The 26566-nt window shown below is 71.1% G+C and carries 25 protein-coding genes and 1 pseudogene; 12 read left to right on the forward strand and 14 right to left on the reverse strand.

Going from position 1 to position 26566, the window contains the following annotated elements:
* From VH914_05545 to VH914_05565, 5 genes are all read right to left on the reverse strand, one after another.
* Positions 1–1073, reverse strand: a 1073-nt coding sequence (locus VH914_05545; GenBank protein ID HEX4490654.1) for an amidohydrolase family protein, incomplete at its 3' end; no start/stop codon positions are given.
* Entirely contained in the window at positions 1052–1768 is a 717-nt protein-coding gene (locus VH914_05550; GenBank protein ID HEX4490655.1) for a hypothetical protein, read from the reverse strand. The genes VH914_05545 and VH914_05550, both read right to left, overlap by 22 nt.
* Before the next feature lie 20 nt (positions 1769–1788).
* A complete protein-coding gene (locus tag VH914_05555; GenBank protein ID HEX4490656.1) occupies positions 1789–3117 on the reverse strand; it encodes a phenylacetate--CoA ligase family protein in 1329 nt (442 codons plus the stop codon).
* A gap of 2 nt (positions 3118–3119) precedes the next feature.
* On the reverse strand, positions 3120–3869 hold the full coding sequence (locus tag VH914_05560) for a TetR/AcrR family transcriptional regulator (protein HEX4490657.1): 750 nt from the start codon (positions 3867–3869) through the stop codon (positions 3120–3122).
* A 61-nt stretch (positions 3870–3930) separates the two neighbouring features.
* Positions 3931–4800, reverse strand: a complete 870-nt coding sequence (locus VH914_05565; protein ID HEX4490658.1) for a hypothetical protein — start codon at positions 4798–4800, stop codon at positions 3931–3933.
* Between the two features lie 82 nt (positions 4801–4882).
* On the opposite strand from VH914_05565, the pseudogene VH914_05570 reads away from it, so the two are divergent.
* From VH914_05570 to VH914_05585, 4 genes and pseudogenes are all read left to right on the forward strand, one after another.
* Positions 4883–5053, forward strand: a pseudogene (locus VH914_05570) (PE family protein).
* 198 nt (positions 5054–5251) lie between these two features.
* Positions 5252–6994: an amidohydrolase family protein gene (locus VH914_05575; protein HEX4490659.1), complete on the forward strand. Its 1743-nt coding sequence runs from the start codon at positions 5252–5254 to the stop codon at positions 6992–6994.
* A gap of 118 nt (positions 6995–7112) precedes the next feature.
* The gene (locus VH914_05580; protein ID HEX4490660.1) at positions 7113–7313 is read left to right on the forward strand and encodes a cold-shock protein; all 201 of its coding nucleotides are present in this window, start codon (positions 7113–7115) and stop codon (positions 7311–7313) included.
* Between the two features lie 144 nt (positions 7314–7457).
* On the forward strand, positions 7458–7733 hold the full coding sequence (locus VH914_05585; GenBank protein HEX4490661.1) for a hypothetical protein: 276 nt from the start codon (positions 7458–7460) through the stop codon (positions 7731–7733).
* Positions 7734–7895: 162 nt separating this feature from the next.
* On the opposite strand, the gene VH914_05590 is transcribed toward VH914_05585, so the two are convergent.
* Genes VH914_05590 through VH914_05600 form a run of 3 tightly spaced genes read right to left on the reverse strand, consistent with a single transcriptional unit; the run spans position 7896 to position 12252 of the window.
* On the reverse strand, positions 7896–9590 hold the full coding sequence (locus VH914_05590) for a family 20 glycosylhydrolase (GenBank protein HEX4490662.1): 1695 nt from the start codon (positions 9588–9590) through the stop codon (positions 7896–7898).
* On the reverse strand, positions 9587–10411 hold the full coding sequence (locus VH914_05595) for a GNAT family N-acetyltransferase (GenBank protein ID HEX4490663.1): 825 nt from the start codon (positions 10409–10411) through the stop codon (positions 9587–9589). Before VH914_05595 ends, VH914_05590 begins: the two co-directional genes overlap by 4 nt.
* The gene (locus VH914_05600) at positions 10408–12252 is read right to left on the reverse strand and encodes a phosphotransferase (protein HEX4490664.1); all 1845 of its coding nucleotides are present in this window, start codon (positions 12250–12252) and stop codon (positions 10408–10410) included. Before VH914_05600 ends, VH914_05595 begins: the two co-directional genes overlap by 4 nt.
* Before the next feature lie 111 nt (positions 12253–12363).
* Between VH914_05600 and VH914_05605 the strand changes: the two genes are divergently transcribed.
* Complete coding sequence (locus VH914_05605) at positions 12364–13479, forward strand: TIGR03118 family protein (protein HEX4490665.1); 1116 nt, start codon at positions 12364–12366, stop codon at positions 13477–13479.
* Between the two features lie 138 nt (positions 13480–13617).
* On the opposite strand, the gene VH914_05610 is transcribed toward VH914_05605, so the two are convergent.
* Both VH914_05610 and VH914_05615 read right to left on the reverse strand, forming a co-directional pair.
* Positions 13618–14544: a zinc-binding dehydrogenase gene (locus VH914_05610; GenBank protein HEX4490666.1), complete on the reverse strand. Its 927-nt coding sequence runs from the start codon at positions 14542–14544 to the stop codon at positions 13618–13620.
* Positions 14545–14549: 5 nt separating this feature from the next.
* Complete coding sequence (locus VH914_05615; GenBank protein HEX4490667.1) at positions 14550–14792, reverse strand: DUF2630 family protein; 243 nt, start codon at positions 14790–14792, stop codon at positions 14550–14552.
* A gap of 218 nt (positions 14793–15010) precedes the next feature.
* Between VH914_05615 and VH914_05620 the strand changes: the two genes are divergently transcribed.
* From VH914_05620 to VH914_05640, 5 genes are all read left to right on the forward strand, one after another.
* Positions 15011–15685, forward strand: coding sequence for a hypothetical protein (locus VH914_05620; protein HEX4490668.1), 675 nt, complete (start codon positions 15011–15013; stop codon positions 15683–15685).
* Positions 15686–15689: 4 nt separating this feature from the next.
* Entirely contained in the window at positions 15690–17294 is a 1605-nt protein-coding gene (locus VH914_05625) for a biotin/lipoyl-binding protein (protein ID HEX4490669.1), read from the forward strand.
* Positions 17295–17389: 95 nt separating this feature from the next.
* Positions 17390–18070 (forward strand): ABC transporter ATP-binding protein, encoded by a 681-nt coding sequence (locus tag VH914_05630; protein HEX4490670.1) that lies wholly within the window; start codon positions 17390–17392, stop codon positions 18068–18070.
* Positions 18067–19296, forward strand: coding sequence for an ABC transporter permease (locus VH914_05635; GenBank protein ID HEX4490671.1), 1230 nt, complete (start codon positions 18067–18069; stop codon positions 19294–19296). The genes VH914_05630 and VH914_05635 overlap by 4 nt, the downstream gene beginning before the upstream one ends.
* Positions 19297–19304: 8 nt before the next feature.
* The gene (locus tag VH914_05640; GenBank protein HEX4490672.1) at positions 19305–19991 is read left to right on the forward strand and encodes a hypothetical protein; all 687 of its coding nucleotides are present in this window, start codon (positions 19305–19307) and stop codon (positions 19989–19991) included.
* A 4-nt stretch (positions 19992–19995) separates the two neighbouring features.
* Here VH914_05640 and VH914_05645 read toward each other — a convergent pair whose 3' ends face one another.
* The 4 genes from VH914_05645 to VH914_05660 form a co-directional block, all read right to left on the reverse strand.
* On the reverse strand, positions 19996–21318 hold the full coding sequence (locus VH914_05645) for a HAMP domain-containing sensor histidine kinase (GenBank protein ID HEX4490673.1): 1323 nt from the start codon (positions 21316–21318) through the stop codon (positions 19996–19998).
* The gene (locus tag VH914_05650) at positions 21315–21983 is read right to left on the reverse strand and encodes a response regulator transcription factor (GenBank protein HEX4490674.1); all 669 of its coding nucleotides are present in this window, start codon (positions 21981–21983) and stop codon (positions 21315–21317) included. The genes VH914_05645 and VH914_05650 overlap by 4 nt, the downstream gene beginning before the upstream one ends.
* 106 nt (positions 21984–22089) lie before the next feature.
* The gene (locus VH914_05655; GenBank protein ID HEX4490675.1) at positions 22090–23547 is read right to left on the reverse strand and encodes an MFS transporter; all 1458 of its coding nucleotides are present in this window, start codon (positions 23545–23547) and stop codon (positions 22090–22092) included.
* A gap of 7 nt (positions 23548–23554) precedes the next feature.
* Complete coding sequence (locus VH914_05660) at positions 23555–23845, reverse strand: UBP-type zinc finger domain-containing protein (protein HEX4490676.1); 291 nt, start codon at positions 23843–23845, stop codon at positions 23555–23557.
* An 83-nt stretch (positions 23846–23928) separates the two neighbouring features.
* Between VH914_05660 and lon the strand changes: the two genes are divergently transcribed.
* Both lon and VH914_05670 read left to right on the forward strand, forming a co-directional pair.
* Positions 23929–26289 (forward strand): endopeptidase La, encoded by a 2361-nt coding sequence (gene lon, locus VH914_05665; protein HEX4490677.1) that lies wholly within the window; start codon positions 23929–23931, stop codon positions 26287–26289.
* A gap of 43 nt (positions 26290–26332) precedes the next feature.
* The coding region (locus VH914_05670; protein ID HEX4490678.1) for an ATP-binding cassette domain-containing protein at positions 26333–26566 on the forward strand (234 nt) is incomplete at its 3' end.

The raw sequence follows: 26566 nt of genomic DNA on the forward strand, positions 1-26566 counted from the left end.
ACGCGGTAGAGCCTCGCCGCGTTCGTGCACGCGACCATCTCGCGCTCCGGCTCCGACAGGTCGGCGAAGATGCGCGCGACCACTGCCTGCGACTCCGGGAACGTGCCTTCCGGGTGCGGATAGTCGGAGGCCCACAGCAGCGGCTCGATGCCGGTGACGGCGCGTGCGAGCAGCGGCGCGCGGTCCGCGCCGAGCGTCACGTGGCACTGCGTCGTCGCGTAGTGGCTCGGCGGTTCCTTCAGCTTCGGCTTCACGTAGTTCTGGTGCTCCTCGAACGCCTCGTCCATGCGCTCGCAGCAGTACGCGAACCAGCCCGCACCGGTCTCCACGAACACGAGCTGCAATCCCGGGAAGCGTTCGAGCACGCCCGACGCCGCGAAGTAACAGAGCGTCTCCGCCGACAGCAGTCCGACCTTCGCGTAGTTGATGACCGCGCCGCCGGGCCCGCGCTCGAACTGCGGCAGCGCGCCGGTGCCCGTGTGCAACGACAACGGCACACCGGCCTCGACCGCGACCGCCCAGATCGGGTCGTAGTCGGCCGAGTTGTAGGGAACACCCATCGGCGGTGTGGTCGGGATCGTCGCGCTCTTGTAGCCGAGCGTCACGACCCGCTCGAGCTCGGCGCGAGCGCTCGGCACGTCGCGGATGGGCACGATCGCCGACGGGATGAACACGTCCGGCCGGTGCAAGAACACTTCTGCGCACCAGTCGTTGTAGACCGCCGCGCACGCCATCTGCAGCTCGGAATCGGTGATGAGGTCGATGAACAAGCCGAACGTCGGATAGATCACTTCGGCGATCACGCCATCCGACGCCATGTCGTTCAGACGCTGATCGGTGTCGGCGCCGCCCGCGCGCGCCGCGAACGCGGTCGTGTCGCGTGCGGTGTCGGACGGGTCGATGCGCGAGAGCTTGCGGCTCGGCATGCCCTCCATCGCCATCACGTACCAGTCGTTCTCGATCGCGACGCGCGGACCTCGGTCGCGAAAGCGCTCGGGCAGGCGCTCCTCCCACAGCGTCACCGGCTCGAAGACGTGGTTGTCGGCACTGATCAACGGTCGTTTGGTGCGCATACGTTTCCTTCGAGGTCGAGGACGACACCGTGGTCGACGACCGATCCGCGCACCGCAGTGGCGGTGCCGCGGAACTCGGTCGCGCGAGCACGGAGGTTGGTGACGGTGATGCGGCCGTCGACGGAGCCGAGCTCCCACTCGGCCGTGTCGTGAACCAGTGCGGGCGCACCGGGCGCAGCTGCGATCGCGACCGCGGGGCCACACAGCGCGAACCCGTGCGCGTCGATGCCCTCGACGGCGAGGCGCGCGATCGCGTCGGGTCGCGCGCACACCGCGCCCACGTCGGAGAACGCCTCGGCGTACGCGACGCCGAGCTCGTCGAGCCCGTCGAGGATCGCGGCGTTCACGCCGAGCACCGCGTCGTAGTGGAGCATGCGCAGGAACATCGCGACGCGGGTCGCGTCGCCGCGCGTCGCGTCGGCCTGCGACACCTGCGCGCCCGCGAGCATCGTGCCGATCACGAGCGGGAAGAAGTGCCCCGCCTCCGACAGCAGCGAGCAGTGCAACACGCGACCGCCCGCGCCGACACCGAGGCGCGCGAGCGCGGCCGGCGCGGCACCGAGGTCGCGGCCGATCTCGTCGTGCGAGATCTCCCACGTGACCGGGCCGTCAGGTCCTTCGTAGCGACCGATGCCCCAGAGCGGCGTTCCCACAGGGACCGGCGCGTCATCGGCGCGGCCCGCGCGACGCGTCACGTGAGGCCCGGAAGGCTCGGTCATCGCTTCGTCACCCGCGGGATCTTGTGTGGCGGTCCGAGCCGCAGCAGCTGCTCGTCGGGCACGAGCTCGACCTCGGGCGTCACGCCGATCGCAGCCGCGACCGACGCCGCGACTTCGTCGCGCACCGCGTCGACCCGCTTGGCGTGCGCGGCCGAATAGCCGACGCGCAGCCGCAGCCGGTCGACGTCGCGCTGCGGCCGGACGATCTGGAAGAGCCCGAGCGCGCACGCGTCGACCGTCTCGACCGCGCCCCACACGTCGATCGGCATCACCGGCTGTCCGTCGACGACGATCTCGTCGCTGCGCCGGCCGACCGTCCACATGCGCGCGTGCGTGCGGCCGCAGCGGCACGTCTCGCGCGTGAGCCGCACGATGTCGTCGGAGCGGTAGCGGATGAGCGGTGCGACGCGGTTGACCAGCGCGGTCGCGACGAGCTCGCAGCGCGCACCGTCGGCCGACGCGACCGCGTCGGTGTGATCGGTCGCGTCGGGCTCGATGCCCTCCACGAACGCGGTGTCCTCCCAGAAGTGCAGGCCGTCGTGCGCGGTGCACTCGAACGACGCGGTGACGTCGCCGACGCTCGTGTGCTCGAACAGCGGCAGTCCCCACTCTGCCGCGAGCGCGCGGGCGCGCGGTCCGAGGGGCTCACCCGCCCACACGACACCGAGGTACGACGAGAACGCGTCCTTCGGGTCGATGCCGGCGTGCTCTGCGGCCGTTGGCGTCGCGGCCATGAGCGTGTTGCCGAAGTTGTACATGATCGTCGGTCGGTATTCGATCGACAGCGCGAGCAGCCGTTCGATCTCCGACGGGTCGTAGTCGACGAGCACCGGCACCGCGCCGAGGCCTTGAATCAGCCCGTACATCGGCCCTCGGAACGTGAACAGCACGAGCGCGACCCGATCGCCGGGCCGCAGCCCCATGCCCCAGAAGTCGCGCGTGATGATCGTCGGGCGGCCGCCACCACCACCGCCCCACTGTTCGGCGACGAGCGTCGGGTCGCCGGTCGTGCCCGAGGTGGACATGATCGCGGTGAGCTCCGACGGCTCGACGCACAGCAACCCGCCGTAGGGATCCTTGCGGTCATCGCGGAAGTGCCGGACCGCGTCCTTGTCGATGAACGGCACCTTCTCGCGGAAGTCGTCGAGCGACTTGATGTCGCGCGGCACCAGCTTTGCCGCGTCCCACGTCTCGCGAACCAGCGGTGAATGCTCGTACGCGTAGGGGATCAGGTCGAGCAGGAGCTCGAGCTGCTCCTCCTCGATCCGCGCGCGCGGCATCGTCTCGTACTCCGCGTCGTAGTAGACCGAATCGTTCGGCGGCATTGTCATTGCTTGTCGCGCTCGCTTCGCGCGCCGCTCCTGACGCCTCCGTGCCCAGCTCGGCCGGGACGCGAAGCGACCCGGCCGTCCCTGTGGGATCGTTGCTCACTCGCACCCAGTGCTGGGAGGCAGAAGCGCAGGACGTGCGCGCGCGCCGACGCGAGCGTGCCCGAGCCGCCGGCGAGGCGCTGCTCGACCAGATCCCACGCCACCGCGTGGATCGCGCGCGCGTCGGCCGCGGGATCGGTGTTCGGGAAGTCGCCGGACACCTTGCCGGCGGCGAGCACGCGCTCGAGTGGCGCGAGTACCGCGGCGACGATGCGCGCGAACTCGTCGGGATGGTCGAGCTGGAGCCGCCGGCCCTCGCTCCACAGCACCTGGGTGCGGTGCGAGCGCCGCGGCGCGTACGCGAGCGCGAGCTGCTGGTCGACCCACGCGACGAGCGCGGCGCGCGGATCGGTCGACGCGTCGATCGCGGTGTCGACGCGCCGGGCGACGGCTTCGGTGTCGGCGTCGAACAGTGCGAGCAGCAGCTCGTCCTTCGAGGCGAAGTGCCGGTAGAACGCGCGGGTCGACAGCCCCGCCTCGGCGAGCACCGCCGCGACCGTGAGCCCGGCGGCGCCGTCGCGGCGCAGCACGGCGAGCGCGGCTTCGAGCAGCGCGCGCGCCTCGGATTCCGCCCGTTCCCGGGCCGGCGACACCGTGCGCGCCGCGACCCGCGCCGCGCTGGTCGCGGTCCCCTCCGAGATGGCCATATGCGAGGACGAAAACTACGTTTTCACCCTCGGCTCGTCAAGCCGTCAAGCCGTCAAGCCGTCAGGCCGTGAAGCCGTTCGACGCCGCGTTCTGGCCGAGCTGCTGGAAGAACTGCGGGACGCTCGAGAACGGGACGACGTCGGTCGGCGCCGGCGCGGTGATCGTCAGCGGCTCGTCGAAGTGCGAGTACTTCATCGTCGAGACGGCCTTCACGCTCTGGCCGAGCGTCGACATCGCGAGCGTGAACTTGAACTGGCGCACGCGACCGTCGTGGTCGATCCACGCCTCGGCGGGGATGTTCGTGAGGTCGAGGAGACCGTTCATCTCGCCGAGGCCGAGCGACTGCCCGCCGAGCTTGCTCATCCCGCGCGACATCTGGTCCATCAACGACCTCAGGTCGACCGTGAACCCGTAGTGCGTCGTTGGCGCGCCGTCGATCGTCGCGGCGCCGAGGTCGTGCGGCGATCCGCTGATCGCGGAGAGGTACTGCAATCCGGTGTTCGGGTCGTTGCTGCCGAGCGCGGACTGGTTCGAAGGCAGACCGAGGTCGGAGGGGCGCAGCGAGACCCAGTGCGCGTTGCCGGGCAGCGCAACGCCGGGCGCCGACATGTAGCTCACGCCGCTCACCACGCGGACGGTCTCGAAGTCGCGTCCGAGCGCCGACATCGTGATCTCGCTGTTCTTGTGCGCGTAGTCGGAAGCGCCGTTGAGGTTCAGGTCGAAGCTGACGCCGCTGCCGCTCACGGTCTCGACCATGCTCATGCGCGCGGTACCCGCGGCGCGGGTGCGGGCACTCGCGGCGGCGAGGATCTGCCGCGCCGAGCGCGCCGCGGTCGTGGGTGTCTTGGTGGTGGTCGGCGACGCGGACTTCGACGAGCCGCGGCTCGCGACGACGATCGCGGCCGCGGCGATCACGGCGACGACGGCCACCAGGGCAACCGCCCATCGCCACGGCCGGCCCGCCGGTGGCGGCGACGACGGCTGGAGGTCGGTGACCGGGCCCGGCGATGCCGGCGGCGGAGCGCCCCAATCCGGTCGTGGCGGCATTCCCGGTGTTCCGGGCGGCTGCCCGCTTCCCGGTGCCGGCGGTTCCGGCGGCTGCGGCGGTTCGAAGACCACGGATCCCTCCCACCTTGCGGTGTCTGTCGACGGCTCGCGTCGGCAGGTTGGTTCTGCGGGTTGAGTGCGCGCTTCCTTCTACTCGGCGCGGCGGGTTCCGCTGCCGGTGGCGCGGCCGGCCTGCCGCGAGCAGGAGCGCACCGATCGCGATGCTCGCCCTACCCACGACACAGGACGCGCATGGGCCACGGGACGGGTGCATCGGTAACCTGACGGGCCGTCAGGTGCGGACAGGTGTGGACGGACGCGAACGGGAGTGGCCGTGCTCGATGTGGTGATCCGGGGCGGCACGGTCGTCGACGGGACCGGCGCGCCGCCGCGGCGCGCCGATGTGGGTGTGCGCGACGGGCGCATCGTCGCGGTGGGCGCGATCGACGAGGACTCGCAGCAGACCGTCGACGCCGGCGGCCGGCTCGTGATCCCGGGCATCGTCGACCCGCACACGCACTACGACGCGCAGCTGTTCTGGGATCCGAACGCATCGCCGTCGAACGTGCACGGCGTCACCACCGTCATCGGCGGGAACTGCGGCTTCACGCTCGCGCCGCTGCGCGGCGGCGACGCCGACTACCTGCGGCGCATGATGGCGAAGGTCGAGGGCATGCCGCTCGCCGCGCTGGAGCAGGGCGTCGACTGGGAGTGGGAGTCGTTCGGCGACTACCTCGCGCGGCTCGACGGCGGTCTCGGCGTGAACGCGGCCTTCCTCGTGGGCCACTGCGCAATCCGCCGCTACGTGATGGGCGCCGACGCGATCGGCCGGGAGGCGTCCGACGATCAGCTCGCGGCGATGGTGCGCCTGCTGCACGAGTCGCTCGAGGCCGGCGGCATCGGCTTCTCGACGACCCTCTCGTACACGCACTCCGACGGCGACGGGAAGCCGGTCGCGTCACGCTGGGCCAACCGCGACGAGTTGCTCGCGCTGTGCACCGCGACCGGCGAGCACGAGGGCACGACGCTCGAAGGCATCATCGACGGCTGCCTCGACACGTTCTCCGAGGAAGAGATCGAGCTGTTCACCGCGATGAGCGTCGCCGCGCAACGACCGCTGAACTGGAACGTGCTCACCGTCGACTCGCAGGTGCCGCAGCGGGTCACGAAGCAGCTCGATGCCGGCAGTCGCGCGGCCGCCGCGGGCGGCGAGCTGGTCGCGCTGACGATGCCGGTACTCGTCCCGATGAACATGAGCTTCCTCACGCACTGCGCGTTGTTCCTCATGCCCGGTTGGAGCGACGTGATGGCGCTGCCGGTTCCCGAGCGCATCGCGAAGCTGCGCGAGCCCGAGACGCGCGCGTGGATGAACGAGCGCGCGCGAAGCGAGGACGCCGGCGTGCTCCGGCGGCTCGCCGACTGGGGCAACTACGTGCTCGGCGACACGTACAGCGCCGCGAACGAAGGGCTGTCGGGAAAGATCGTCGCCGACATCGCGCGCGAGCGCGGCACCGCGCCGTTCGACACGCTGCTCGACATCGTGATCGCCGACGACCTGCGCACCGTGCTCTGGCCCCGCCCGACCGACGGCGACGACGCGAGCTGGGACTTGCGCAAGCAGGTGTGGGAGGACCCGCGCGCGATGATCGGCGGCTCCGACGCCGGCGCGCACCTCGACCGCATGTGCGGCGCGCCCTATCCGACTCGGTTCCTCGGCGACATGCTGCGCGGCCGCAAGCTGTTGCCGATCGAGCGCGCGGTGCAGATGATCACCGACACGCCGGCGCGCCTGTTCGGGCTGCGCGATCGCGGCCGCCTCGTACCCGGCGCGCACGCCGACATCGCGATCGTCGATCCCGAGACCGTCGGGTCCGAGCTCGCGACGCTCGTCGCCGATCTTCCCGGTGGGACCGCGCGCCTCACCGCGGGCTCGACCGGTGTGGTCGCGGTCTTCGTGAACGGAGTGCAGACGGTGGCCGACGATGCGCCGACCGGCGCGCGGCCGGGCACGCTGCTGCGTTCGGGGCGCGACACCGAGACGGTGCGACCCGGCGCGCGCGGACGCGACGCTCGGTAGCGAGGTCGGCTCCGGGGCAGGTCAGGCCGCCCGTGTGCCGATTCAAGGGTGAGAGCCTCTAAGATTGTGGGGCGAGCGTCGCGATTCGGCAGCGCTCGAATGCGTAAAGGGAATTTCGTTGGCAACAGGAACGGTCAAGTTTTTCAACGCGGACAAGGGCTTCGGCTTCATCTCGCGTGAGCAGGGCGAGGACGTCTTCGTTCACTTCTCGAACATCCAGGGCAGCGGCTACCGGTCGCTCGAGCAGGGCCAGCGCGTCGAGTTCGACGTCGCGCCGGGCCGCAAGGGCGAAGAGGCGCAGAACGTTCGCGTCATCTGAGTCGCAGCACCGACGTTCGAGCCGCCGGCCGGGTGCCGGCGGCTTGCGCGTCAGCCGCAAGTCCGCTGGGGGACCGGAGAGCGTTGCCGGTAGACGCCAGATCCCCAGAGCGAGGAAACGTCACCGGCGATCGGAGGACACATCGTGACCACCCAACGCAGCACCTTCGCCAAGCTTCAACGAGAACGGGCGAAGAAGGCCAAGGCTGCGGCCAAGCGCGAGAAGCGCTTTGATCGCGGCGGCGAGGAAGACGGCGAAGAGATCGTGCTCGACGACACCACGCCGAGCGTGCAGTACGACACCGAGGACACGATCCGCGCGCTCGACGAGCTGCACCAGCGGTTCGAGGACAAGCAGATCAACTACGACGACTTCGAAGAGCGCAAGACCGAGCTCCTCGGTCGACTCGCGGTCGAGTAGTTCTTTCTGGTCGGGCTCGCAAGCGTCGCCCTCCTCGACGCGGGATGGGAGCGACTCGGGCGGGCCGCTGCGCAGCCCGCTCTTCTGGTCGGGCTCGCAAGCGTCGCCCTCCTCGACGCGGGATGGGAGCGACTCGGGCGGGCCGCTGCGCAGCCCACCCGTTCAGGCGCGAAGGTACGCGGTGCGCAGTGTTCTTAATTTGGCGACGCTGTCGGCGAGTCCGCCGGGGCGGTTGCGCGCGAGCCACAGCTCGCGGTGCGCGTCGATCACGGGATCCAGTGAGCGCGCGAGCTCGGTGCGCGTCGCTTCGGGCACCGATGCGATCGATCCATCGCCCGCGAGCCGCGCGATCGCATCCCGGCAGAGGACGCGCACCAGCGCCATCGAGTTGCGCAACTCGGCCTTGACGAGGTCGCCGTCGGCGCGCCCCGGTCGCGCGCGATCGAGCGCGCCGTCGACGTCGTCGAGGATCGCCTCGATCGCTTCGTACTCCGAAGGCTGCACGCCCGCGAGCGGTCCGCGGCCGATGTGGAGCTGCGGGAAGTAGAGGTGCAGGGTCGAGCTCGCGACGTTGCCGACCTGCGCGCTCAGCTCGCGGTGGGAGTCGCCGAGTCGTACGAGCGCGCGCCCGAGCTCGCCGGCCGCGTCGGCGTAGCAGTGACGGTCGAGCGCGGCGGCGACGTCGAGATCGCGGTTCGTCTCGAGGCACCACGACACCGCGGCCCCGTACGCGAAGCCGGGTTCGCTCACCGGCAGGTACTGCAGATGGCCTTGGTCGCCCCAGTCGGTGTTGAGCATGCCGGTGCCGCCGTGCGCGATCGCGGCGTCGACCGCGTGCGCGCAGTTGCCGACCATGTTCGTGAACCGCCCGAGGATCGAGAGCCAGCTCGACGTGCCGGGGCACGTCCAGAACTCGCGCCGCGCGCCCGCGAACACCTCGGCCTTCGCCGCGAAGTCGTAATCGGCGTCGTAGCCCCACTCGCAGATCGTCACGCCGTCGGGGATGCGCGCGACGAGCTCGGGGCGCGCGCCGAGGATGTCGCCCCACATGAGGAGCTCGCGCCCTTCCACTTCCGGCAGCGCGCGCAGCTGCGCGACCCACGCGAGGTAGTCGTCGATCTGCTCCGCGCGCAGCTCCCACGGCTCGTCGAGCCCGATGTGCGCGCGCCGGCTGGTGAAGTGGGGCAGCAACTCTGCGAGCCACGACTGCACGAGCTCGAGCGCGGCCGGATTGCGGGGGTCGAGCGTCGACGGCCCGCGCCACTGCCCGTACTCGGTGAAGCCCTCGGGTTGCAGCGCCAGTGATCGGTAGCGCTCGTGCCGCAACCATCGTTCCGCATGCCCGAGGCAGTTCTGGTTCGGCACGAGCTCGACGAACCGCTCGCGGCAATAGGCGTCGAGCGCGTCGATGTCGTCGGCGGTCAACGGGCTCGCGTCGCGCCACACCGCTTCGTGATCGGCGTACGCGAACGTGTGCTCGGTGTAGAGCTGGAGCTGGTTGACCTTCCACTCGGCGAGCCGGTCGATGATCCCGTGCAGCGTCTCGATGGTCGGCACCTTGTCGCGCGCGATGTCGATCATCACCGCGCGTACCGCGAGATCGGGCCAGTCCTCGATCGCGCCAACGGGCAACCGGCCGTCGTGCAGGCGCGCGAGCTGCCGCAGCGTCGCGCGCCCGTACGCCTCGCCCGCGTCGTCGGACGCGGTGAGGTCCACCATCGCGGCACCGATCCGCAACCGGTAGCCCTCGCGCGGCAGCGTGCGGTCGCGGCTGACGGTCGCCTCGCGCCACTGAACGGTCTCGTCCGAGAGCGAGCACCGACGAGGCTGGGGCAGCAGCACGAGGTTCTCGGTCATCGCTTTCGCTTCCGGTAGACGAAGAAGACGCGCGTGATGCGGCCACCCACCGCGGCGTAGGGGCGGATCGGCCCGACCCACGAGACGTCGATCGCGCGCTCGCCGCTCGCGCGGATCCGGTGCAGCGCGCCGACGAGCACCGCGCGGCCGCCGCCCTTGCCGAACAGGTCGGGCCGGCTCGCGACCGGGCCGACCAGTCCGCGCCGGTTCACGTTCCACGCGCAGAACGCGGAGATGCCCTCGGCGTCGCGCGCGAGCAGCAGCGTTCCCTTGTCGAGCGCGCGCAGCACCTCTGCTCTCCAGTTCGACCAGTGGCGCGTCATCCAGTCGTCGACCTCGTCGCGGTCGAGCGTGGTCGCGAGCGCGGTGCCACCGGGATCGTCGGGAAGGTGTGCCAGGTCGATCTCCATGTCGAAGTTCGCTTCCTCGCGCTGGTAGCGGTGGCGTTCGAGGAGGCACACCATCGCGGTCTGCGAGGTCTCGACGCCGGCGAAGAGGTAGTACGGCCCGTCGGCGCCGACGGTGATGACGCGGCTGTCGGCGAGGTCATCCTCCGCCGCGCGCAGCAGCGTGTGACCGTGACCCTGACCGCGGTGTGCGGGGTCGACGACCAGCAGGCGGATGAAGCCGTCGGGTGAGCCCGGCACCGCGGCGACGATCCCGACGTCCGGGTCGCCGCGCACGATCGTCGGTTGATCGGGTGCGTAGAGCGAACCTTCGAGCTCGGCTCCGAGCAGCTCGACGGTGAGCGAGCGCCGGCACAGCGCGGTGATCGCGTCGAGCGTGTCGGGACCGAGCACGGATGTGTCGATCGTCTTCATCGCGCGGCCTCGATCAACGCCTTGAGCTCGTCGACGCGGGTGAGCATGAGCTCCGCGAGCCGGAGCTGCACGCGCGCGCGCTGCCGGTTGTGGTCCGGTCGGTGCACCCGGAAGTACACGTCGCCTTCGAGATGGTCGGTGCAGAAGCGCACGCCGTTCTCGAGCGCGAGCAGTGGGCCCGCGAGCGCGAGGCACCCGCGTTCGCCATCGGTGAGGAACGACGCGCTGCCCGCGAGATAGCCACGCGCGAGCGACGCGAAGCGATCACGGTCGAAGTCGACGTGGTCGAGATCGGGTTCGTCCTCGGCCGCGTGGGTCGCGGCCGTGCGCACGAGCTCGCCGAAGTCGTTCAGCACGGATCCGGGCATGACGGTGTCGAGATCGAGGATGCACGCCACGGCCCCGCTGTCGACGTCGACCAACACGTTGTCGAGCTTCGCATCGTTGTGCACGACGCGCACGGGGAGGCGATCCGCGCCCGCGGCTCGCAGCGCGGCCTCGACGGCGTCGCCGAAACGCGCCGCCGCGGCGACGAGGTCGCGCGCGCCGTCGAGCCGGCCGACGCGATCCGCGGTGACGGCCGCGTCGAGATCGGCGCGTCGCCGCGCGAGGTCGTGGAAGCGCGGGATCGTCTCCGCGAGCGGGCCGATGTCGTCGAGGTCGCGCGTGAGCTCGGCGAACGCGCGCGCCGCGGCCTCGCGTTCCGTGTCGTCACTGTCGATTCCGAGCACCTCGGTGTGCTCGACGAACCGCATCGCGCGCCACGGCCGGCCCGTGTCGTCGACGTGGAGCAGCTCGCCCGCGCGCGTCGGCACCGGGCGCGCGACGCGAGGAACGCGGGCCGCGATCTGTCGCCAATTCCCGATCAGCGCGTCGAGATCGCGAAAGACGTTCGTGTTGATCTCCTGGAGCACGATGCGCTCGCGGTGGCCGGCGCCGCAGGCCACGACGAACGTCTCGTGGATGTGTCCGTGCACCAGGTGCGTCGCAGTCGCGGGCGCTGCCTCCGTCGCGAACGCGGCCGCGATCCGGAGGACCGCGCGCTCGGCATCGGCGCGCTCGCGCAGCCGTGCCTGCACGACCGGCGCGTCCTCGGCGTGGGTGACGCCGAACCACGGCTCGCGCGTCGGCAGGACCGTGACCTCGAGGGCGTCGCGCGCGACGAGGTCGCCGACGACGTCGGGGAGGCGGAGCTCGCCGGTGCGCGTCTCCGACAGGAACGCTTCGACGATCGGCCGCAGGCGCTCGACGAAGGCCGAAGAAAAGCCCCAGAGGTTCATCGACACCGGCGTCGTCTCGGCGAGCGGGTACGTGTCGCTGACGATCCGCCCGTCCACGCGGTGCACGCCGGTGAGCTCTTCGATCGCGAGCAGTCGACCGCGGCGGTCGACGCGACACACCGCGCGGCTCACGCCGCCGCTCTCCGACAACGTCACACCGGCGGCGTAGCCGACGACCGCGGCGGCGGCGCGCGTCGCGCGCAAGAAGGCCGCGAGTCTCGTGAACGCGTCGGGTCCGTACCAGTCGTCGGCGTTCGCGACGGCAAACGGCGACGCGAGACCGCTCGCGCCGACGACGACCGCGTGCGCGGTGCCGCGCGGTGACGACTGCACGACCACGTCGACCGGGAGCGCGTTCGTGAGACGCAGATGAGAGCGGAGCGCGTCCGCAGTGTCGTCACTCGCGACGACGACCGCACGCGTGAAGCCGGCGACCGCGGCGTCGCGCAACGCGTAGTCGAGCATCAGCTCGCCGTTCGGTCCGAGCGGCGCGAGCTGCTTGTTCCCACCGAAGCGCGTGCCGCGACCGGCCGCGAGCACGACGATGACGAGGTCGCTCATGAGGTCGCCGACCCTAGCGACGCTCGCGCGTGATGAACCCGATTCCGCGCGAACCCGTAGTCAACGTGACGCGGCGTAGGAAACGCCGCCTACCGGGAGGGATCGATGCGTATGACGCAACGACGTGGGACGTTCGCCGGGCACCGAGTGCGCGCCGGACGGATCCTTGCCGCCGTCGGGTTGACCGCCGGGCTCGTTGCCGCGGCGGCGGCGCCGGCAGCGGCGGGTCATTCGGCACCCGACAACCGCTACACCGTCACGAACCTCGTGAGTGACCAGCCCGGAGTCGCCCAGCTCACCGACTCCAACCTGCAGAACGCCTGGGGCCTCGCCGCCGGCCCCGCCACACCGATCTGGGTGGCCAACAATCACACCGACTCGTCGACCGTCTACAAGGGCGGCACGCCCGGCAACCCGATCCAGGGACCGCTGCTGACCGTTCCGATCGACGGCGGCGCGCCGACCGGCATCGTCTACAACGGAACGACCGGGTTCACGGTGTCGTCGGCATCCGCGCCCGCGACGTTCATCTTCGACTCCGAAGCCGGCGACATCACCGCGTGGAGCTCGGCCGACGCGGGTGCGCACGCCGTGATCGTGGCGAGCAACCGCGACGCCGACTACAAGGGCCTCGCGCTCGCGCAGTCGAAGGGCGCGCCGTATCTGTACGCGACCGCGTTCGGTCAGGGCGCGATCGACGTGTACGACTCGTCGTTCACGTTGCAGCACTGGGCCGGCGCGTTCGTCGACCCGAACCTGCCGTCGCACTACTCGCCGTTCGGCATCGACACGATCGGCAACGAGCTCTACGTGTCGTACGCGCTGCACACGCCGGGCAACGACGACGACGTCGCCGGTCCGCACCGCGGCTTCGTCGACGTGTTCGGAACCAACGGCGCGTTCCACCGGCGGCTCGTGTCGCGCGGCGAGCTCGACTCGCCGTGGGGCATGACGGTCGCGACGAAGCACTTCGGCCGCTTCGCCGGTGACCTGCTCGTCGGCAACTTCGGCAACGGTCACATCCACGCGTACAACCGCTTCAGCGGCCAGTACGAGGGTGCCGTGCGCGACGCGAACGGCGACCCGGTCGTGATCGACGGCCTGTGGGCTCTCGAGTTCGGCAACGGCATCACCGGCGACCACAACACACTGTTGTTCAGCGCCGGTCCCGACGACGAGGCCCACGGTCTCTTCGGCTCGATCACCGTCACCGCACCGGTTTCATAACCCCGGAGCAACGCGAGACGTTCGGACCGTCGGTGTGCTCCCAGGCACCGGCGGTCCGTTCGCGCGTTGTTCCTGTGCCTTCTCGCTCGCGCCTTCGGCCGCGCGGAAGTCGGCGCGGAAGTCGGCGCGCCGACGTGGTCAGGAGGTGATGCGCAGCACGGCCTTGCCGGAGACGCGGCGGTCGAGGAGCGCGTCGAACGCGCTCGCCGCGTCGGTCCAGTCGACCTCGAGCTCGATCTCCGAAGCGAGGCGGCCGGTCGCGAGCTGATCGGCGAGGTTCACGAGATCGTGCACGGCCGAGCCGGTGTGCTGGAGCTCGGGCACGAGCGTGAAGCTGCACAGCCGCGCGCCGTGCCGGTGGAAGAAGCTCGGCGCTTCGAAGGTCGTCGGCTCGCCCGACGAGCAGCCGAACGAAACGACCGCGCCGCCGGGCGCGACCATCCCGAGCGCGCGTGACAACGACGCGCCGCCGACGGACTCGAGGATGATGTCGAACTCGCCCGAGTCCGGCATGCCGACGACGACGTCGCGCGCGCCGAGCTCGCGCAGTCCCTTGCCGCGCGCCTCGCTGCCGACGATCGCGGTGACGTCGGCGCCGCCGTGGTTCGCGATCTGCACCGCGAACCGGCCGACTCCGCCGGCCGCGCCGGTCACGAGCACGCGCTTCCCCTCGGTGAGCCCACCTGTGTAGAGCGTGTGGAGCGCCGTGAGCCCGGCGACGGGAAGCGTCGACGCCAGGCTCGTCGAGAGCGAGTCGGGGATCGGCGCGAGGAATCCGGTCGGGAGCGCGACGCACTCGGCCCACGCGCGCCCGAACGAGAGGCCCACGACGCGCGCGCCCTCCTGCGGGCCGCTGCCGTCGGCCGCGGGCGCGAGGACCGTGCCCGCGAGGTCCCAGCCGAACCGCGCGCCGTCGTCGGCGGCGCGCATCGCCTTCACCTCACCGCGGTTCAGCGAGACGGCCTCGACCGCGACGAGCGCCTCGTCGGGAGCCGGCTCGGGATCGGCGACGGCGCGCAGCTCCGAGCCGCCGGGTCGCGTGGGTGCCGCGACGAGCGATCGCATCGGTCCTACTGCCGGTAGTGCTCGACGGTGTTCGCGTCGCGAGCGGCCGCGGCGTCCGGATCCTCGCCCGCGTTGCGGCGGGCGCGCCGCTGCCGCAGCAGGTCCCAGCACTGGTCGAGCTCGACCTCGATCTTCGAGAGGCGGGCATGCTCGTCGGGTGACGCGCCGCCGCCGGAACGGCGAGTGAGCAGGTCGTGCTCCTCGTCGGCGAGCGAGTTGATCCGGGAGAGGACGTCGGGATCTTCCATCGCGGGCCTCCGTCGGGGTGGTCGGAAGGGCTGGGTTGGAGCCGTCAACCTACCCGTACTTCCTGGTCGCACTCGCACGAACGCGGTCGAGTGACGAGCCGCGCCGACCCGTTCCCGGGCCCGCACGGTTCAGACCCTTCTCAGCGGGGGTTGAGGCCGCGTTCAGCGGGCGTTCCGACCATGGCGGCAAACCGTGAGCTCGGTCCTGGGGAGCCTTCATGTCGAGGTGTCAACGATCGGCGACGTTCGTCGCGCTCGCCGCGATGCTGGTCGTCGCGGGCGCGGCGTGCGGCGGGTCGACGAACAAGGCCGGCGCGGCGTCGGGTTCGACGACGACGACGACCACCGCCGGCGGTCGCGGTGGCTTCGCCGCCGCGTTCACCGCCTTCAGCACGTGCATGGGCCAGCACGGTGTGAAGCTGCCGGCCCGCCGGCCCGGCAACGGACCGCGCCCGACCGGTCAGGGCCAGAACGCTCCGGGCCAGAACGCTCCGGGCCAGAACGGTCAGGGCGGCGGTCGCGGCGGCTTCGGTGGCGGGGGCGGTTTCGGTGGCGGGGGTGGGTTCGGAGCGGGCACGACGCCGAGCTCGCTGCCCCCGGGCGTCACCGCGTCGCAGTATCAATCGGCGCTGAGCGCGTGCCGGTCGAAGCTGCCGACCGGCAACTTCGGCGGTGGTCGTGGTGGCGCGGCGAGCGCGGCCTACCGCAGCTGTATGAGCGACCACGGTGTGAAGCTCCCGTCGTTCGGTGGTGTCAACTCGTCGTCGACGACCGCGACCAGCGCGCCGACGACGACGTTCAACCGCAACGACCCGAAGTTCCTCGCCGCGAACAAGGTCTGCGCGCCGCTGCTGCCGGCGCGCGGCGGCACGACCACCACGACGGCGGGCTGACGCCATGACGCGCTTCATGACCCGCCGGGTCGGCATCAACCTTGCGCTGCTCGCGATCATCGCCGCGCTCGTCGCCGTCGGCATCGCGACGATCGGTCCGTCGGCGTCGGCGCGCTCGACGACCACGACCACATCGACCGTGGCGCGCGGCACCGTGCTGTCGAGCGTGAGCGCGTCGGGCAATGTCGCGGCGTCGTCGTCGCTGGCGCTCAACTTCGTCACCGGTGGGCAGCTCACGGCGGTCTACGTGAACGCGGGCGCGCACGTGAAGGCGGGTCAGCAGCTCGCGCAGATCGACCCGACCGACGCGCAGGAAGCGCTCGGCAACGCGCAGGCGAGTCTCGCGTCGGCGCAGGCGAACCTGACCCAAGCGTTGCAGGTCGAGACACCGGCCGAACGCAACCAGGACGCGCTGTCGCTCCAGCAGGCACAGCAGCAGGTGACGTCGGCGCAGGTCGCGCTCACGAACGCGCAGCAGAACGCCGCGCAGGACGCGGTCGCGCTCCAGACCGCGGTGAACCAGGCGCAGGCGCAGCTCAACAGCGACCGGGCCGCGTCGCCTCCGGTGGCGAGCAAGGTCACGGCCGACGAGAACGCGCTCGCGAACGTGCAGAACGCGCAGGCGAGCGGGCGCATGAAGGACGCGCAGCAGGTGCAGCAGGCGCAGCTCGCAGTGCAGAGCGCGCAGCTCGGCTACCAGAACGCGCAGGCCGGCGTCGCGGTGAAGCAGCAGCCGCTGCAGCCGGGGCCGCGCGCGCAGGACGAGGCGCAGGTGATCCAGGCCCAGGCGACGCTCGCGTCCGCGCAGAAGACGCTGGCGCAGACGACGTTGCGCGCGCCGGCGGCGGGCACGGTCGCGGCGATCTCGGCGTCGGTCGGTGACACGGTGTCGGGCGGCGGCGCGAGCGGCACGGCGGCGACCAGCGCGTCGGGGTCGGGGAGTGGCGGGAGCGGGACCGGAACCGGAACCGGAACCGGTACGGCCGCGGCGGCCGTGTCGTCCGCGTCGTCGGCCTCTTCGTCGTCTTCCTCGTCCTCTTCGTCGGGCGGGTTCGTCACGCTCACCAACCTCGACGAGCTCCAGGTGACCGCGGGCTTCAGTGAGAGCGACGCGGTCAAGGTGAAGGTCGGCCAGCCCGCGACCGTCTCGTTCAGCGCGCTGCCGAACGTGAACGCCAACGCGCGCGTCGCTGCGATCGCCGTGACGTCGACCGTCGTGTCGAACGTCGTGACGTACGACGTCACCGTCGACTTCGACGGCCACGTGCCGTCGGTGAAGCCGGGCATGACCGCGACGGTGGCGGTCACGACCGCGGAGGCCGACAACGTCTTGAACCTTCCGGCGTCGGCGGTGCCCGCGACCGGCACGACCGCGACCGTGCAGGTGCAACAGGCCAACGGGAAGACGGCGGCGAAGTCGGTCGCGATCGGTCTGCGCGGTGACAACGCGGTCGAGATCACGAGCGGGTTGAAGCTCGGCGACAAGGTCGTCACGACGGTGGCAACGGTCTCGACGGGCACCGGCACCGGCACCGGCGCCGGTGGCGTCGGCGGCGCGGGCGGCGGCCGCTTCGGCGGCTTCGGCGGCATCGGAGGGATCGGCCGGTGAGCGCCGCGGTGGGGACACCCGAGCGCTCGCGACCCTCGCACGAGCTCGGCCGGACGCACGTGATCATCGTCGACCGGCTCTGGAAGACGTACGCGATGGGCGAGATGGCCGTGCACGCGCTGCGCGGGGTGTCGCTCGCGGTCGAGCGCGGTGACTTCGTCGCGATCATGGGCGCGTCGGGCAGCGGCAAGAGCACGCTGATGAACATTCTCGGCTGCCTCGACCTGCCGTCGTCCGGCCGCTACTTCCTCGACGGCGTCGACGTGCGCGCGCTCGAGGACTCGGACCTCGCGACCATCCGCAACCGCAAGATCGGCTTCGTGTTCCAGAGCTACAACCTGATCGCGCGCACGAGCGCGCTGGCGAACGTCGAGCTGCCGCTCGCGTACGCGCGCATCGGCAAGGCGGAACGGCGACGGCGCGCGATCGCGGCGCTCGAATCGGTCGGGCTCGGCGACCGGCTCGAACACGTGCCGTCGGAGCTGTCGGGCGGCCAACAGCAGCGGGTTGCCGTCGCGCGCGCGATCTCGAGCGATCCCGCGCTCGTCCTCGCCGACGAGCCGACCGGCAACCTCGACACCCACGCGACGCTGGAGGTGCTCGAGATCTTCGAGCGGCTCAACGCGCTCGGGCGCACGATCGTGCTCATCACGCACGAGAACGACGTCGCCGCGCACGCGAAGCGCGTGATCCGACTCGTCGACGGACGCGTCGTCGAGGACGAGCGCCACGCCGACGTGCAGGGACCGCCGCCGAAGTTCGGGGCGCACGCATGATCACGGAGAACGTCGCCATCGCGGTGCGTGGCATCTCGACGAACCGGTTGCGCTCCGCGCTCACGATGCTCGGCATCCTGATCGGCGTCGGCAGCGTGATCCTGCTCGTCGCGGTCGGCACCGGCTCGTCGTCGGCGGTGAAGAAGCAGCTCGACTCGCTGGGCACGAACACGCTGACCGTGTTCAAGGCCGGCGGGTTCGGCGGCCGCGGCGGTGGCAACCGCACCGGCACGCTGAGCCGCCAGACCCTGCTCACCTCGGCCGACGTCACCGCGCTCGAGGACAAGGTGAACGCGCCCGACGTCATGCAGGTCGCGCCGACGGTCAACGCCTCGCCGACGGGCACGTACGAGGGCAGCACCTACGCGCCCGGGCGCTTCACCGGCACGACCGCGAACTACGCGGGCATCACGAACAACTCGGTCGCGCAGGGTTCGTTCTTCACGGACGCCGACGTCGCACAACACGACAAGGTCGTGGTGCTCGGACCGACGGTCGTGACGAACCTCTTCGGCGCGAACGTGAACCCCGTCGGCGACACCGTGCAGTTCGCCAGCAGCTCGTGGCGCGTGATCGGTGTGCTGAAGTCGAAGGGCACGAACGGCGTGCAGGATCAGGACGACGTCGCGATGGCACCGATCACCGCGGTGCAGGACGCGCTCACCGGCACGACCGGCGGCTACGACGGCATCACCCTGCAAGCCGCGTCGAGCAAGCGTTCGGGCGCGGCGCAGTCCGAGGTCGAGTCGATCCTCGACGCGCGGCACCCGAGCACGAACGGCACGTCGAGCTTCCAGGTCCTGAACCAGGCGTCGCTCATCGCGACGAGCAACTCGACGAACCATGTGCTCACCGTGCTGCTCGGCGCGGTCGCCGCGATCTCGTTGCTCGTCGGCGGCATCGGCGTGATGAACATCATGCTCGTCACCGTCACCGAGCGGACGCGCGAGATCGGCATCCGCAAGGCGATCGGCGCGCGCCGCACCGACATCCTGGGCCAGTTCCTCGTCGAATCGGTCCTCTTGTCGTTGATCGGCGGGATCTCGGGCGTCGTCGCGGGCCTCGTCGGCAGTCGTTTCCGCATCGTCGGCATCCAACCCGTCGTGCAGCTCTACTCCGTCGGGCTCGCGTTCGGTGTCGCGCTGCTCGTCGGTCTGTTCTTCGGCATCTACCCGGCCAATCGGGCCGCCTCGCTGCGCCCGATCGAGGCCCTGCGGTACGAGTAGGAGTGGTCATGGCGCCCGATGACGAAACGTGGAGCGCGACCTCGGAGGTCCGCGGTCCCGACGGCGAGCTCGATCCCGACGCCGACCACGGCATCGAGGAGGTGCTCGGCTTCGAGCTGCCGGCGCCGGTCGAGCGATCGCGCCGCGCGCGCCTCAATGTCGCGACCGCGACGCTCGCCGCGCTCGTGATCGCGGCGGGCGCGTTCTACGCGGGTGTGCGCGTCGAGAAGAGTCACGCGAAGTCGTCGAGCACGAGCAACCTGGCGGCCGCGTTCAGCCGGCTCGCCGGCGCGCGCGGTGGCGCGACCGGCGCGCGCACCGGCGGCACTGCGGGCGCGGGCGGTGCGGCGGGCGGTGCGGGTGGCGCGGGCGCGGCGGGCGCCGGCGTCACGGTCGGCACGGTGAAGTTGGTCGACGGCGACAACGTGTACGTGACCGACACGAGCGGCGGCATCACGAAGGTGCACGTCGACTCGAGCGCGACGATCAGCGTGACCGCGGCCGGCAAGGTCGCCGACGTGAAGCCCGGCGACACCGTGATCGTGCGCGGCGCGGCCGGAAGCGACGGCACCGTCGCCGCGACGTCGGTGACCGACAGCGGTACCGGCGGTGCGGGTGGGTTCGGCGGCTTCGGCGCCGGTGGGTTCGGCGGTGGCCGGGGCGCAGCGGGCGCGACGGGCGGCTCCGGCGGCTGAGCCCCTACGCCACGACGGGAAGCGACAGCTCGACGACGGTTCCCGAGTCGGCGGCGCGCGCGATCGTCACCGTTCCGCCGTGCGTGCGCGCGACCTGATCGACGATCGCGAGGCCGAGCCCGGAACCGGGCATCGAGCGCGCCGCGGGCGCGCGGTAGAAGCGCTCGAACACGTGCGGGAGATCGGAATCTTCGATGCCGGGTCCGTGGTCGCGCACGCGCAGCACACCGTTTGCGAGCGTGACCGCGATCGGTCCCGTCGGCGGGCTCCATTTGCGCGCGTTGTCGAGGATGTTGGCGCAGGCGCGTTCGATCGAGCTGGGATCGCCGAGCACCGTGCACGGCGCGATCTCGCTCGACACCTCGAGCACGGGCGCGCGGCGCCGCAGTCGCGCGACGACCTGCTCGACGACGCGATCGAGCCGCACTTCGACGCGTTCCGCGACCGCGCGGTCGGTCGCGAGGTCGACCAGCTCGCCGACCATCGCCGAGAACTCGTCGACCTCGTCGACGAGATCCGAGATCAGGCGCTCGCGCTCGTCGCGCGGCATCTGGTCGTCGCGCGCGAGCTGCTCGATGTTCGTGCGCAGCACGGTGAGCGGCGTGCGCATCTCGTGGCTCGCGTCCACCACGAGCTGTTGCTGCTGCTGTTGCAGCCGCTGCACGGTCGCGAGCATCGCGTTGAAGCTTCCCGCGAGCCGGCCGAGCTCGTCCTTGCGGTCGACGTCGATCGCGGTCGAGAAGTCCTCGCTGGTCGCGACGTGCTCCGCGGCGGCGGTGAGTCGCTCGACCGGACCGATCACGCCGCGCGCGACGAGCAGTCCGAGGCCGATCGCGATCGCGATGCCGATCAACGACAGGATGAGCAACAGCCACGCAAGCCCGCGCAGCGTGCCGTCGACCTCCGACAGCGAGCGCGCGATCTCGATCGCGACGCCGCGCGTCGTCGGCACCGTCGCCATGCGCAGGTGCTGGCCCGACACGTGGACGTCGCGCAGGTGCACGTGACCCTTACCGAGCGCGGCGCTGCGCTCGAGCGCGGACACCGGCAGCCGCAGCGACTGGTTGTTCGGCACGAACACGCTGCCGTTGCTCTCGACGACCTGGAAGTCGACCTGCGTGTCGACGAACGGACGCAGCCCGAATCCGGGCACCGGCCGGTCGAGCGCGCGCGAGCTCTCGATGCCGACGGCCTGGGTGCGCAGCAGGCCGTCGACCTGCGCGCGCAGCTCGTGGCGCGCCGCGAACCATGCGATCGTCGATGCGAGCACGATCGCGATCGCAACGGCGGTCGCCGAGAAGATCGTGACGCGCGCGCGAAAGGTCATTGCTCCCGCATCACGTAACCGACGCCGCGCACCGTGTGGATGAGTCGCGACTCGCCGTCGGCTTCGAGCTTGCGGCGCAGATACCCGACGTACACCTCGAGTGAGTTCGAGTTCGCACCGATCTCGTAGCCCCACACACGCTCGAAGATGAGATCGCGCGTCAGCACCTGGCGCGGGTTGCGCATGAACAGCTCGAGCAGTGCGAACTCGGTACGCGTCGTCTCGATGGCGCGGTCGCCGCGTGTCACGATTCGCGAGCCGCGGTCGAGGGCCACGTCGGCGAAGTGCAGGACGTCGAGCGGTCCGGTCGTGCGCCGCAGCAGCGCGCGGATGCGCGCGAGGAGCTCTTCGAGCGCGAACGGCTTCACGAGATAGTCGTCGGCACCCGCGTCGAGCCCCGCGACCCGGTCGGACACGAGATGGCGCGCGGTGAGGATCAGGATCGGGGTGCGGTCGCCCGCGTCGCGCAGCCGCCGGCAGAGCTCGAGCCCGTCGAGCCGCGGCATGAGCACGTCGACGACGAGCGCGTCCGGTGGCGTCGCCGCCATCCGCTCGAGCGCGTCGACGCCGTCGGCCGCGTCGTCGACCTCGTAGCCCTCGTACGTCAGCGCCCGGCGGATCGCTCCGCGGACCGCGGCTTCGTCGTCGACTACCAGGATGCGCACTGCGACTCGAAGCCTCTCACGGACCGGAACCGTTCGGATTGCATCGCCCGGCCGTGAAGCCGCCCTGAGCGCGAGGTGAGAAGAAGCTGAAGCACCCGGTCGGGCGTCAGGCGGCGGTCTCGGCGGCGCCCGGGCGGGCGAGGCAGGGGTCGTTACAGGCCTGGAAGACGCTCGCCTGCGGGACGTTCGCGACCGGCGTGGAGCGCCGGATCGTGAGCAGCGCGATCACGCCGCCGAGCGCGCAGATCGCGGCACAGATGACCATCGAGTGCCGGTAGCCGCGGTCGAAGGTGGCGATCGACGAGGACGTGTCGAGCGTCGCGACGAGCGGGAGCACCGCGACGGCGAGCAGCCCCGCGACGCGCGCGACCGCGTTGTTGAACGCGGAGCCGACGCCGACGTGATGGTCGTCGACCGCGGCGAGCACCGCGGTCGTCAACGGCGCGACGGTGATCGTGAGCCCGATCGCGAACACGACCGCGCCGGGGAGCACGCCGCTCAGGTAGCTCTGACCGGGCTGCGCGCGCGTCAGCAGGAGCAACCCGGCCCCGACGACGAGCGGGCCGACGGTCATCTGCACGCGCGGTCCGATGCGCTGCGCGAGCGCGCCCGAACGCGCGGAGAACAGCACCATGATCACCGTGAGCGGGAAGAGCGACGCGCCGGCTTCGAGCGCGGAGTAGCCCATCGACTTCTGCAGCTGCAGCACGAGCGCGAACGTCGTGCCTCCGAGCCCGGTGTAGACCGCGAGTGTGGTGAGGTTCGCGCCCGAGAACTGCGACGAGCGGAACACCGAGAGCGGCAACATCGGGTGCTCGACGCGCGCCTCGATGACGAGGAAGGCGACGAGCACGAGCACGCCGACCACGCCGACGGGCACGATGCGTTCGATGAGCCCGTACGCGGTGGCCGCGAGTCCGAGCGACGCCGCGAGCGCACCGGCGTAGTCGGGGTGGACGCCGCGTTCCTCGATGTCGCTGCTCTCGGGCACGTACCGCACCGTGATCGCGAAGCACAGCGCCGCGAGCGGCACGTTGATGAAGAAGATGAGCCGCCACGACACCGCGTCGATGAGCCAGCCGCCGAGGAACGGTCCGATCGCGCCCGCGACGCCGGCGAGACCCGACCACGCGCCGATCGCGCGACCGCGGTCGTCGGGATGGAAGCTCGCGGAGATGAGGGCGAGGCTGCCGGGCACGAGCAGCGCGGCGCCCGCGCCCTGCACGACGCGCGCCGCGACGAGCACGTGCGCGTTCGGTGCGAAGCCGCACGCCGCGCTCGCCGCGGTGAAGCCGACGAGGCCGGCGAGGAAGCCGCGCTTGCGGCCGTAGAGGTCGCCGAGCGATCCACCGAGGAGCAGGAGCGCGCTCAGCGTGACGAGGTAGCCGTCGAGGATCCACTGGAGCTCGCGGATGCCGGCGTGCAGGTCTCGCCCGATCGTCGGCAGCGCGACGTTGACGACGGTGCCGTCGAGGAACGCGATGCCCGAGCCGAGCACCGTCGCCACGACGACCCAGCGCCCGGTCGCGGTGCCGAACCGGACCTCGCCGGCGGTCTCGGTCATGGGGACGTCACGGATGCGACGGGCTCGGCGCGCGGTCGGCGATCTCGAACATCACGTCGTCGGAGTAGCAGTAGAACCACTCCTCGCCGGGTTCGTAGGACTGGATGAGCGGGTGCTGCGTTCCGTGGAAGTGGGCCGTCGCGTGGCGGTTCGGGGAGCTGTCGCAGCAACCGATGTGGCCGCACTCCGCGCAGCGCCGCAGGTGGACCCAGCGACCACCGATCGCGAGGCACTCGACGCAGCCCGTGCCGCTCGGGGCGGCGTCGATCTCCCCGTCGAGGTGGGTGCAGGTGGCCATGGCGGCTCCTCTCGTCGCGCGCGGGAATTACACACTTACACAGCCGTTGAGTCCGGCAACTCCAACGACCCCCCGAGGTTCCGATGCCCGAGACCGAGACCCTCACACTGCCCGTCCTACCGCTCGCCAACGGCGCCGTACTGCCCCAGATGGTCGTCACGATCGCGCTCGAGACGGACGAGGCCCGCGCCGCGGCGCAGGCCGCCCGAGACGGTGACGGCCGGCTGGTGCTCGTCCCGAAGGCGGACGGACGTTACTCCCGCATCGGCACCGTCGCGCGCGTCGAGAACGCCGGCGAGCTCGGCAACGGCCTGCAGGCGCTCGTCGTCCGCGGCCTCGCCCGCGCCCGCGTCGGCTCCGGCAGCCCCGGCGCCAGCGGTGCCCTGCACGTCACCATCGAGCCCATCGACGAGGGCACGCCGAACGCGCGCACGCGCGAGCTCGCCCGTGAGTACCGGGCGATCGTCGAGGAGCTGCTCGAGCAGCGCGGCCTGCGCCGCCTGGTCGGCATGATCCAGGGCGTCGACGAGCCCGGCGCCCTCGCCGACAGCGCGACCTACTGGCCGGATCTGACCCAGGAGCAGCGCATCGAGCTGCTCGAGACGGTCGACGTCGAGGCGCGACTCGAGCTCGTGATCGGCTGGGCGCGCGAAGCGCTGGCCGACACGGAGCTGCGCGAGAAGATCCGCTCCGAGGTCGCCGAGGGACTCGAGGGCCAGCAGCGTGAGGTGCTGCTCCGCCGCCAGCTCGACGCGATCCGCAAGGAGCTCGGCGAGGACGACGCCGACGAGGTCGCGCAGTACCGCACGCGCGTCGCCGAGGCGAACCTGCCCGAGACCGTGCGCACCGCGGTCGATCGCGAGCTCGACCGGCTCGAGCGCATGGGCGCGCAGAACCCCGAGTTCGGATGGATCCGCACCTGGCTCGACACGATGCTCGACCTCCCGTGGGACACGCGCGCCGAGGAGCAGACCGACCTCGGTGAGGCGCGCCGAGTCCTCGACGAGGATCACGAGGGTCTCGATTCCGTGAAGGACCGCATCGTCGAGTTCCTCGCGGTGCGCGGTCTGCGCCGCGCGCGTGACCTCGGCGCGGTCGGCGGACGGGGCTCGGGTGCGATCCTCGCGCTCGTCGGCCCGCCCGGAGTCGGCAAGACGTCGCTCGGCGAGTCGGTGGCCCGCGCGCTGGGGCGTCCGTTCGTGCGCGTCGCCGTCGGCGGTGTGCGCGACGAGGCCGAGATCCGCGGTCACCGGCGCACCTACGTGGGTGCGCGTCCCGGTCGCATCGTGCGCGCGCTCACCGAAGCCGGCGCGATGAACCCCGTCGTGCTCATCGACGAGATCGACAAGGTCGGTTCGGACTGGCGCGGAGATCCGTCGTCGGCCTTGCTCGAGGTGCTCGACCCCGCGCAGAACCACACGTTCCGCGACCACTACCTCGAGCTCGAGCTCGACTTGTCGGACGTGCTTTTTCTGGCGACCGCGAACGTGTTGGACACCATCCCCGATGCGCTGCTCGACCGCATGGAGGTCGTGCGGCTCGACGGTTACACCGAGGACGAGAAGGTCGCGATCGCGCGCAATCACCTACTGCAGCGGCAATTGTCGCGGGCGGCTTTGGACGGCTCGGAGGTTGAAGTCGACGACGATGCGTTGCGCCTGATCGCGAGTGAACACACCCGTGAGGCTGGCGTGCGTCAGCTGGAGCGGGCGATCGCACGGGTGCTGCGCAAGGCAGCGACGCGGATCGCCTCAGCTCCGGAGAGCGTGCCCGTGCAAGTCACTGCTTCAACTCTCGCTGAGTTTCTCGGTCGACCGAGGTTCACTCCCGAGAGTGCCGAGCGCACCGCGGTCCCCGGGGTTGCGACCGGTCTTGCAGTGACCGGTGCCGGTGGTGACGTGCTCTTCATCGAGGCGACGGCGATGGCCGGTGAGACAGGCCTTACGTTGACCGGTCAGCTCGGCGACGTGATGAAGGAGTCCGCACACATCGCGCTGTCGTACCTGCGGTCGCACGGTTCTGAGGTTGGGATCGACGCATCCGCGTTCGATCGGGCGATCCACCTGCACGTGCCTGCGGGTGCGGTGCCGAAGGACGGCCCGTCGGCCGGTGTGACGATGGTGACGGCGCTCGCGTCGCTTGTCACCGGACGCCCGGTGCGTGACGACGTCGGCATGACCGGTGAGGTCACGCTGAACGGCCGGGTGCTGCCCATCGGCGGCGTCAAGCAGAAGCTGTTGGCTGCGCATCGTGCAGGCCTGAAGACCATCTTCTTGCCGCAGCGCAACGGTCCTGACCTCGATGACGTGCCGGCTGCAGTGCTCGCCGACCTCGACGTTCGGCTGGTGGCCGACGTTGCCGACATCGTGCGCGAGGCGCTCGAAGCTTCAGATTCGGCGTCCGCTTCGGGTTCGGATTCGGTGGAAGCAGTCGTGGCGGCTTAACCCGCGTGCGGTCTGGGCCCGTGATGGCCCAGACTGCGTTCACGTGGGTCACGTCGACGTCGTCTCAGTGCGGCACACGCTGTCGAACGGCCGCTTGCTGCTCGATGACGCGAGCTTTCGGGTAGGCGAGGGCGCGAAGGTTGCCCTCGTCGGCGCGAACGGTGCGGGGAAGACAACGCTGCTGCGGTTGGTCGCAGGCGACGAAGTGCCGCAGGGCGGCAATATCGGTCGCAGCGGCGGACTCGGCGTCATGCGCCAGTTCATCGGGTCCGTGCAG

This window comes from Acidimicrobiia bacterium (assembly GCA_036271555.1).
Lineage (GTDB): Bacteria > Actinomycetota > Acidimicrobiia > IMCC26256 > PALSA-610 > DATBAK01.

Coding starts and splice junctions, on each gene's coding strand:
- VH914_05560 (HEX4490657.1), bottom strand. CDS start 3,869: ATGGCCATCTCGGAGGGGACCGCGACCAGCGCGGCGCGGGTCGCGGCG.
- VH914_05590 (HEX4490662.1), bottom strand. CDS start 9,590: ATGACCGAGAACCTCGTGCTGCTGCCCCAGCCTCGTCGGTGCTCGCTC.
- VH914_05605 (HEX4490665.1), top strand. CDS start 12,364: ATGACGCAACGACGTGGGACGTTCGCCGGGCACCGAGTGCGCGCCGGA.
- VH914_05645 (HEX4490673.1), bottom strand. CDS start 21,318: ATGACCTTTCGCGCGCGCGTCACGATCTTCTCGGCGACCGCCGTTGCG.
- VH914_05620 (HEX4490668.1), top strand. CDS start 15,011: ATGTCGAGGTGTCAACGATCGGCGACGTTCGTCGCGCTCGCCGCGATG.
- VH914_05600 (HEX4490664.1), bottom strand. CDS start 12,252: ATGAGCGACCTCGTCATCGTCGTGCTCGCGGCCGGTCGCGGCACGCGC.
- VH914_05595 (HEX4490663.1), bottom strand. CDS start 10,411: ATGAAGACGATCGACACATCCGTGCTCGGTCCCGACACGCTCGACGCG.
- VH914_05660 (HEX4490676.1), bottom strand. CDS start 23,845: ATGGCCACCTGCACCCACCTCGACGGGGAGATCGACGCCGCCCCGAGC.
- VH914_05630 (HEX4490670.1), top strand. CDS start 17,390: ATGGGCGAGATGGCCGTGCACGCGCTGCGCGGGGTGTCGCTCGCGGTC.
- VH914_05635 (HEX4490671.1), top strand. CDS start 18,067: ATGATCACGGAGAACGTCGCCATCGCGGTGCGTGGCATCTCGACGAAC.
- VH914_05615 (HEX4490667.1), bottom strand. CDS start 14,792: ATGGAAGATCCCGACGTCCTCTCCCGGATCAACTCGCTCGCCGACGAG.
- VH914_05610 (HEX4490666.1), bottom strand. CDS start 14,544: ATGCGATCGCTCGTCGCGGCACCCACGCGACCCGGCGGCTCGGAGCTG.
- VH914_05655 (HEX4490675.1), bottom strand. CDS start 23,547: ATGACCGAGACCGCCGGCGAGGTCCGGTTCGGCACCGCGACCGGGCGC.
- lon (HEX4490677.1), top strand. CDS start 23,929: ATGCCCGAGACCGAGACCCTCACACTGCCCGTCCTACCGCTCGCCAAC.
- VH914_05640 (HEX4490672.1), top strand. CDS start 19,305: ATGGCGCCCGATGACGAAACGTGGAGCGCGACCTCGGAGGTCCGCGGT.
- VH914_05625 (HEX4490669.1), top strand. CDS start 15,690: ATGACGCGCTTCATGACCCGCCGGGTCGGCATCAACCTTGCGCTGCTC.
- VH914_05555 (HEX4490656.1), bottom strand. CDS start 3,117: ATGCCGCCGAACGATTCGGTCTACTACGACGCGGAGTACGAGACGATG.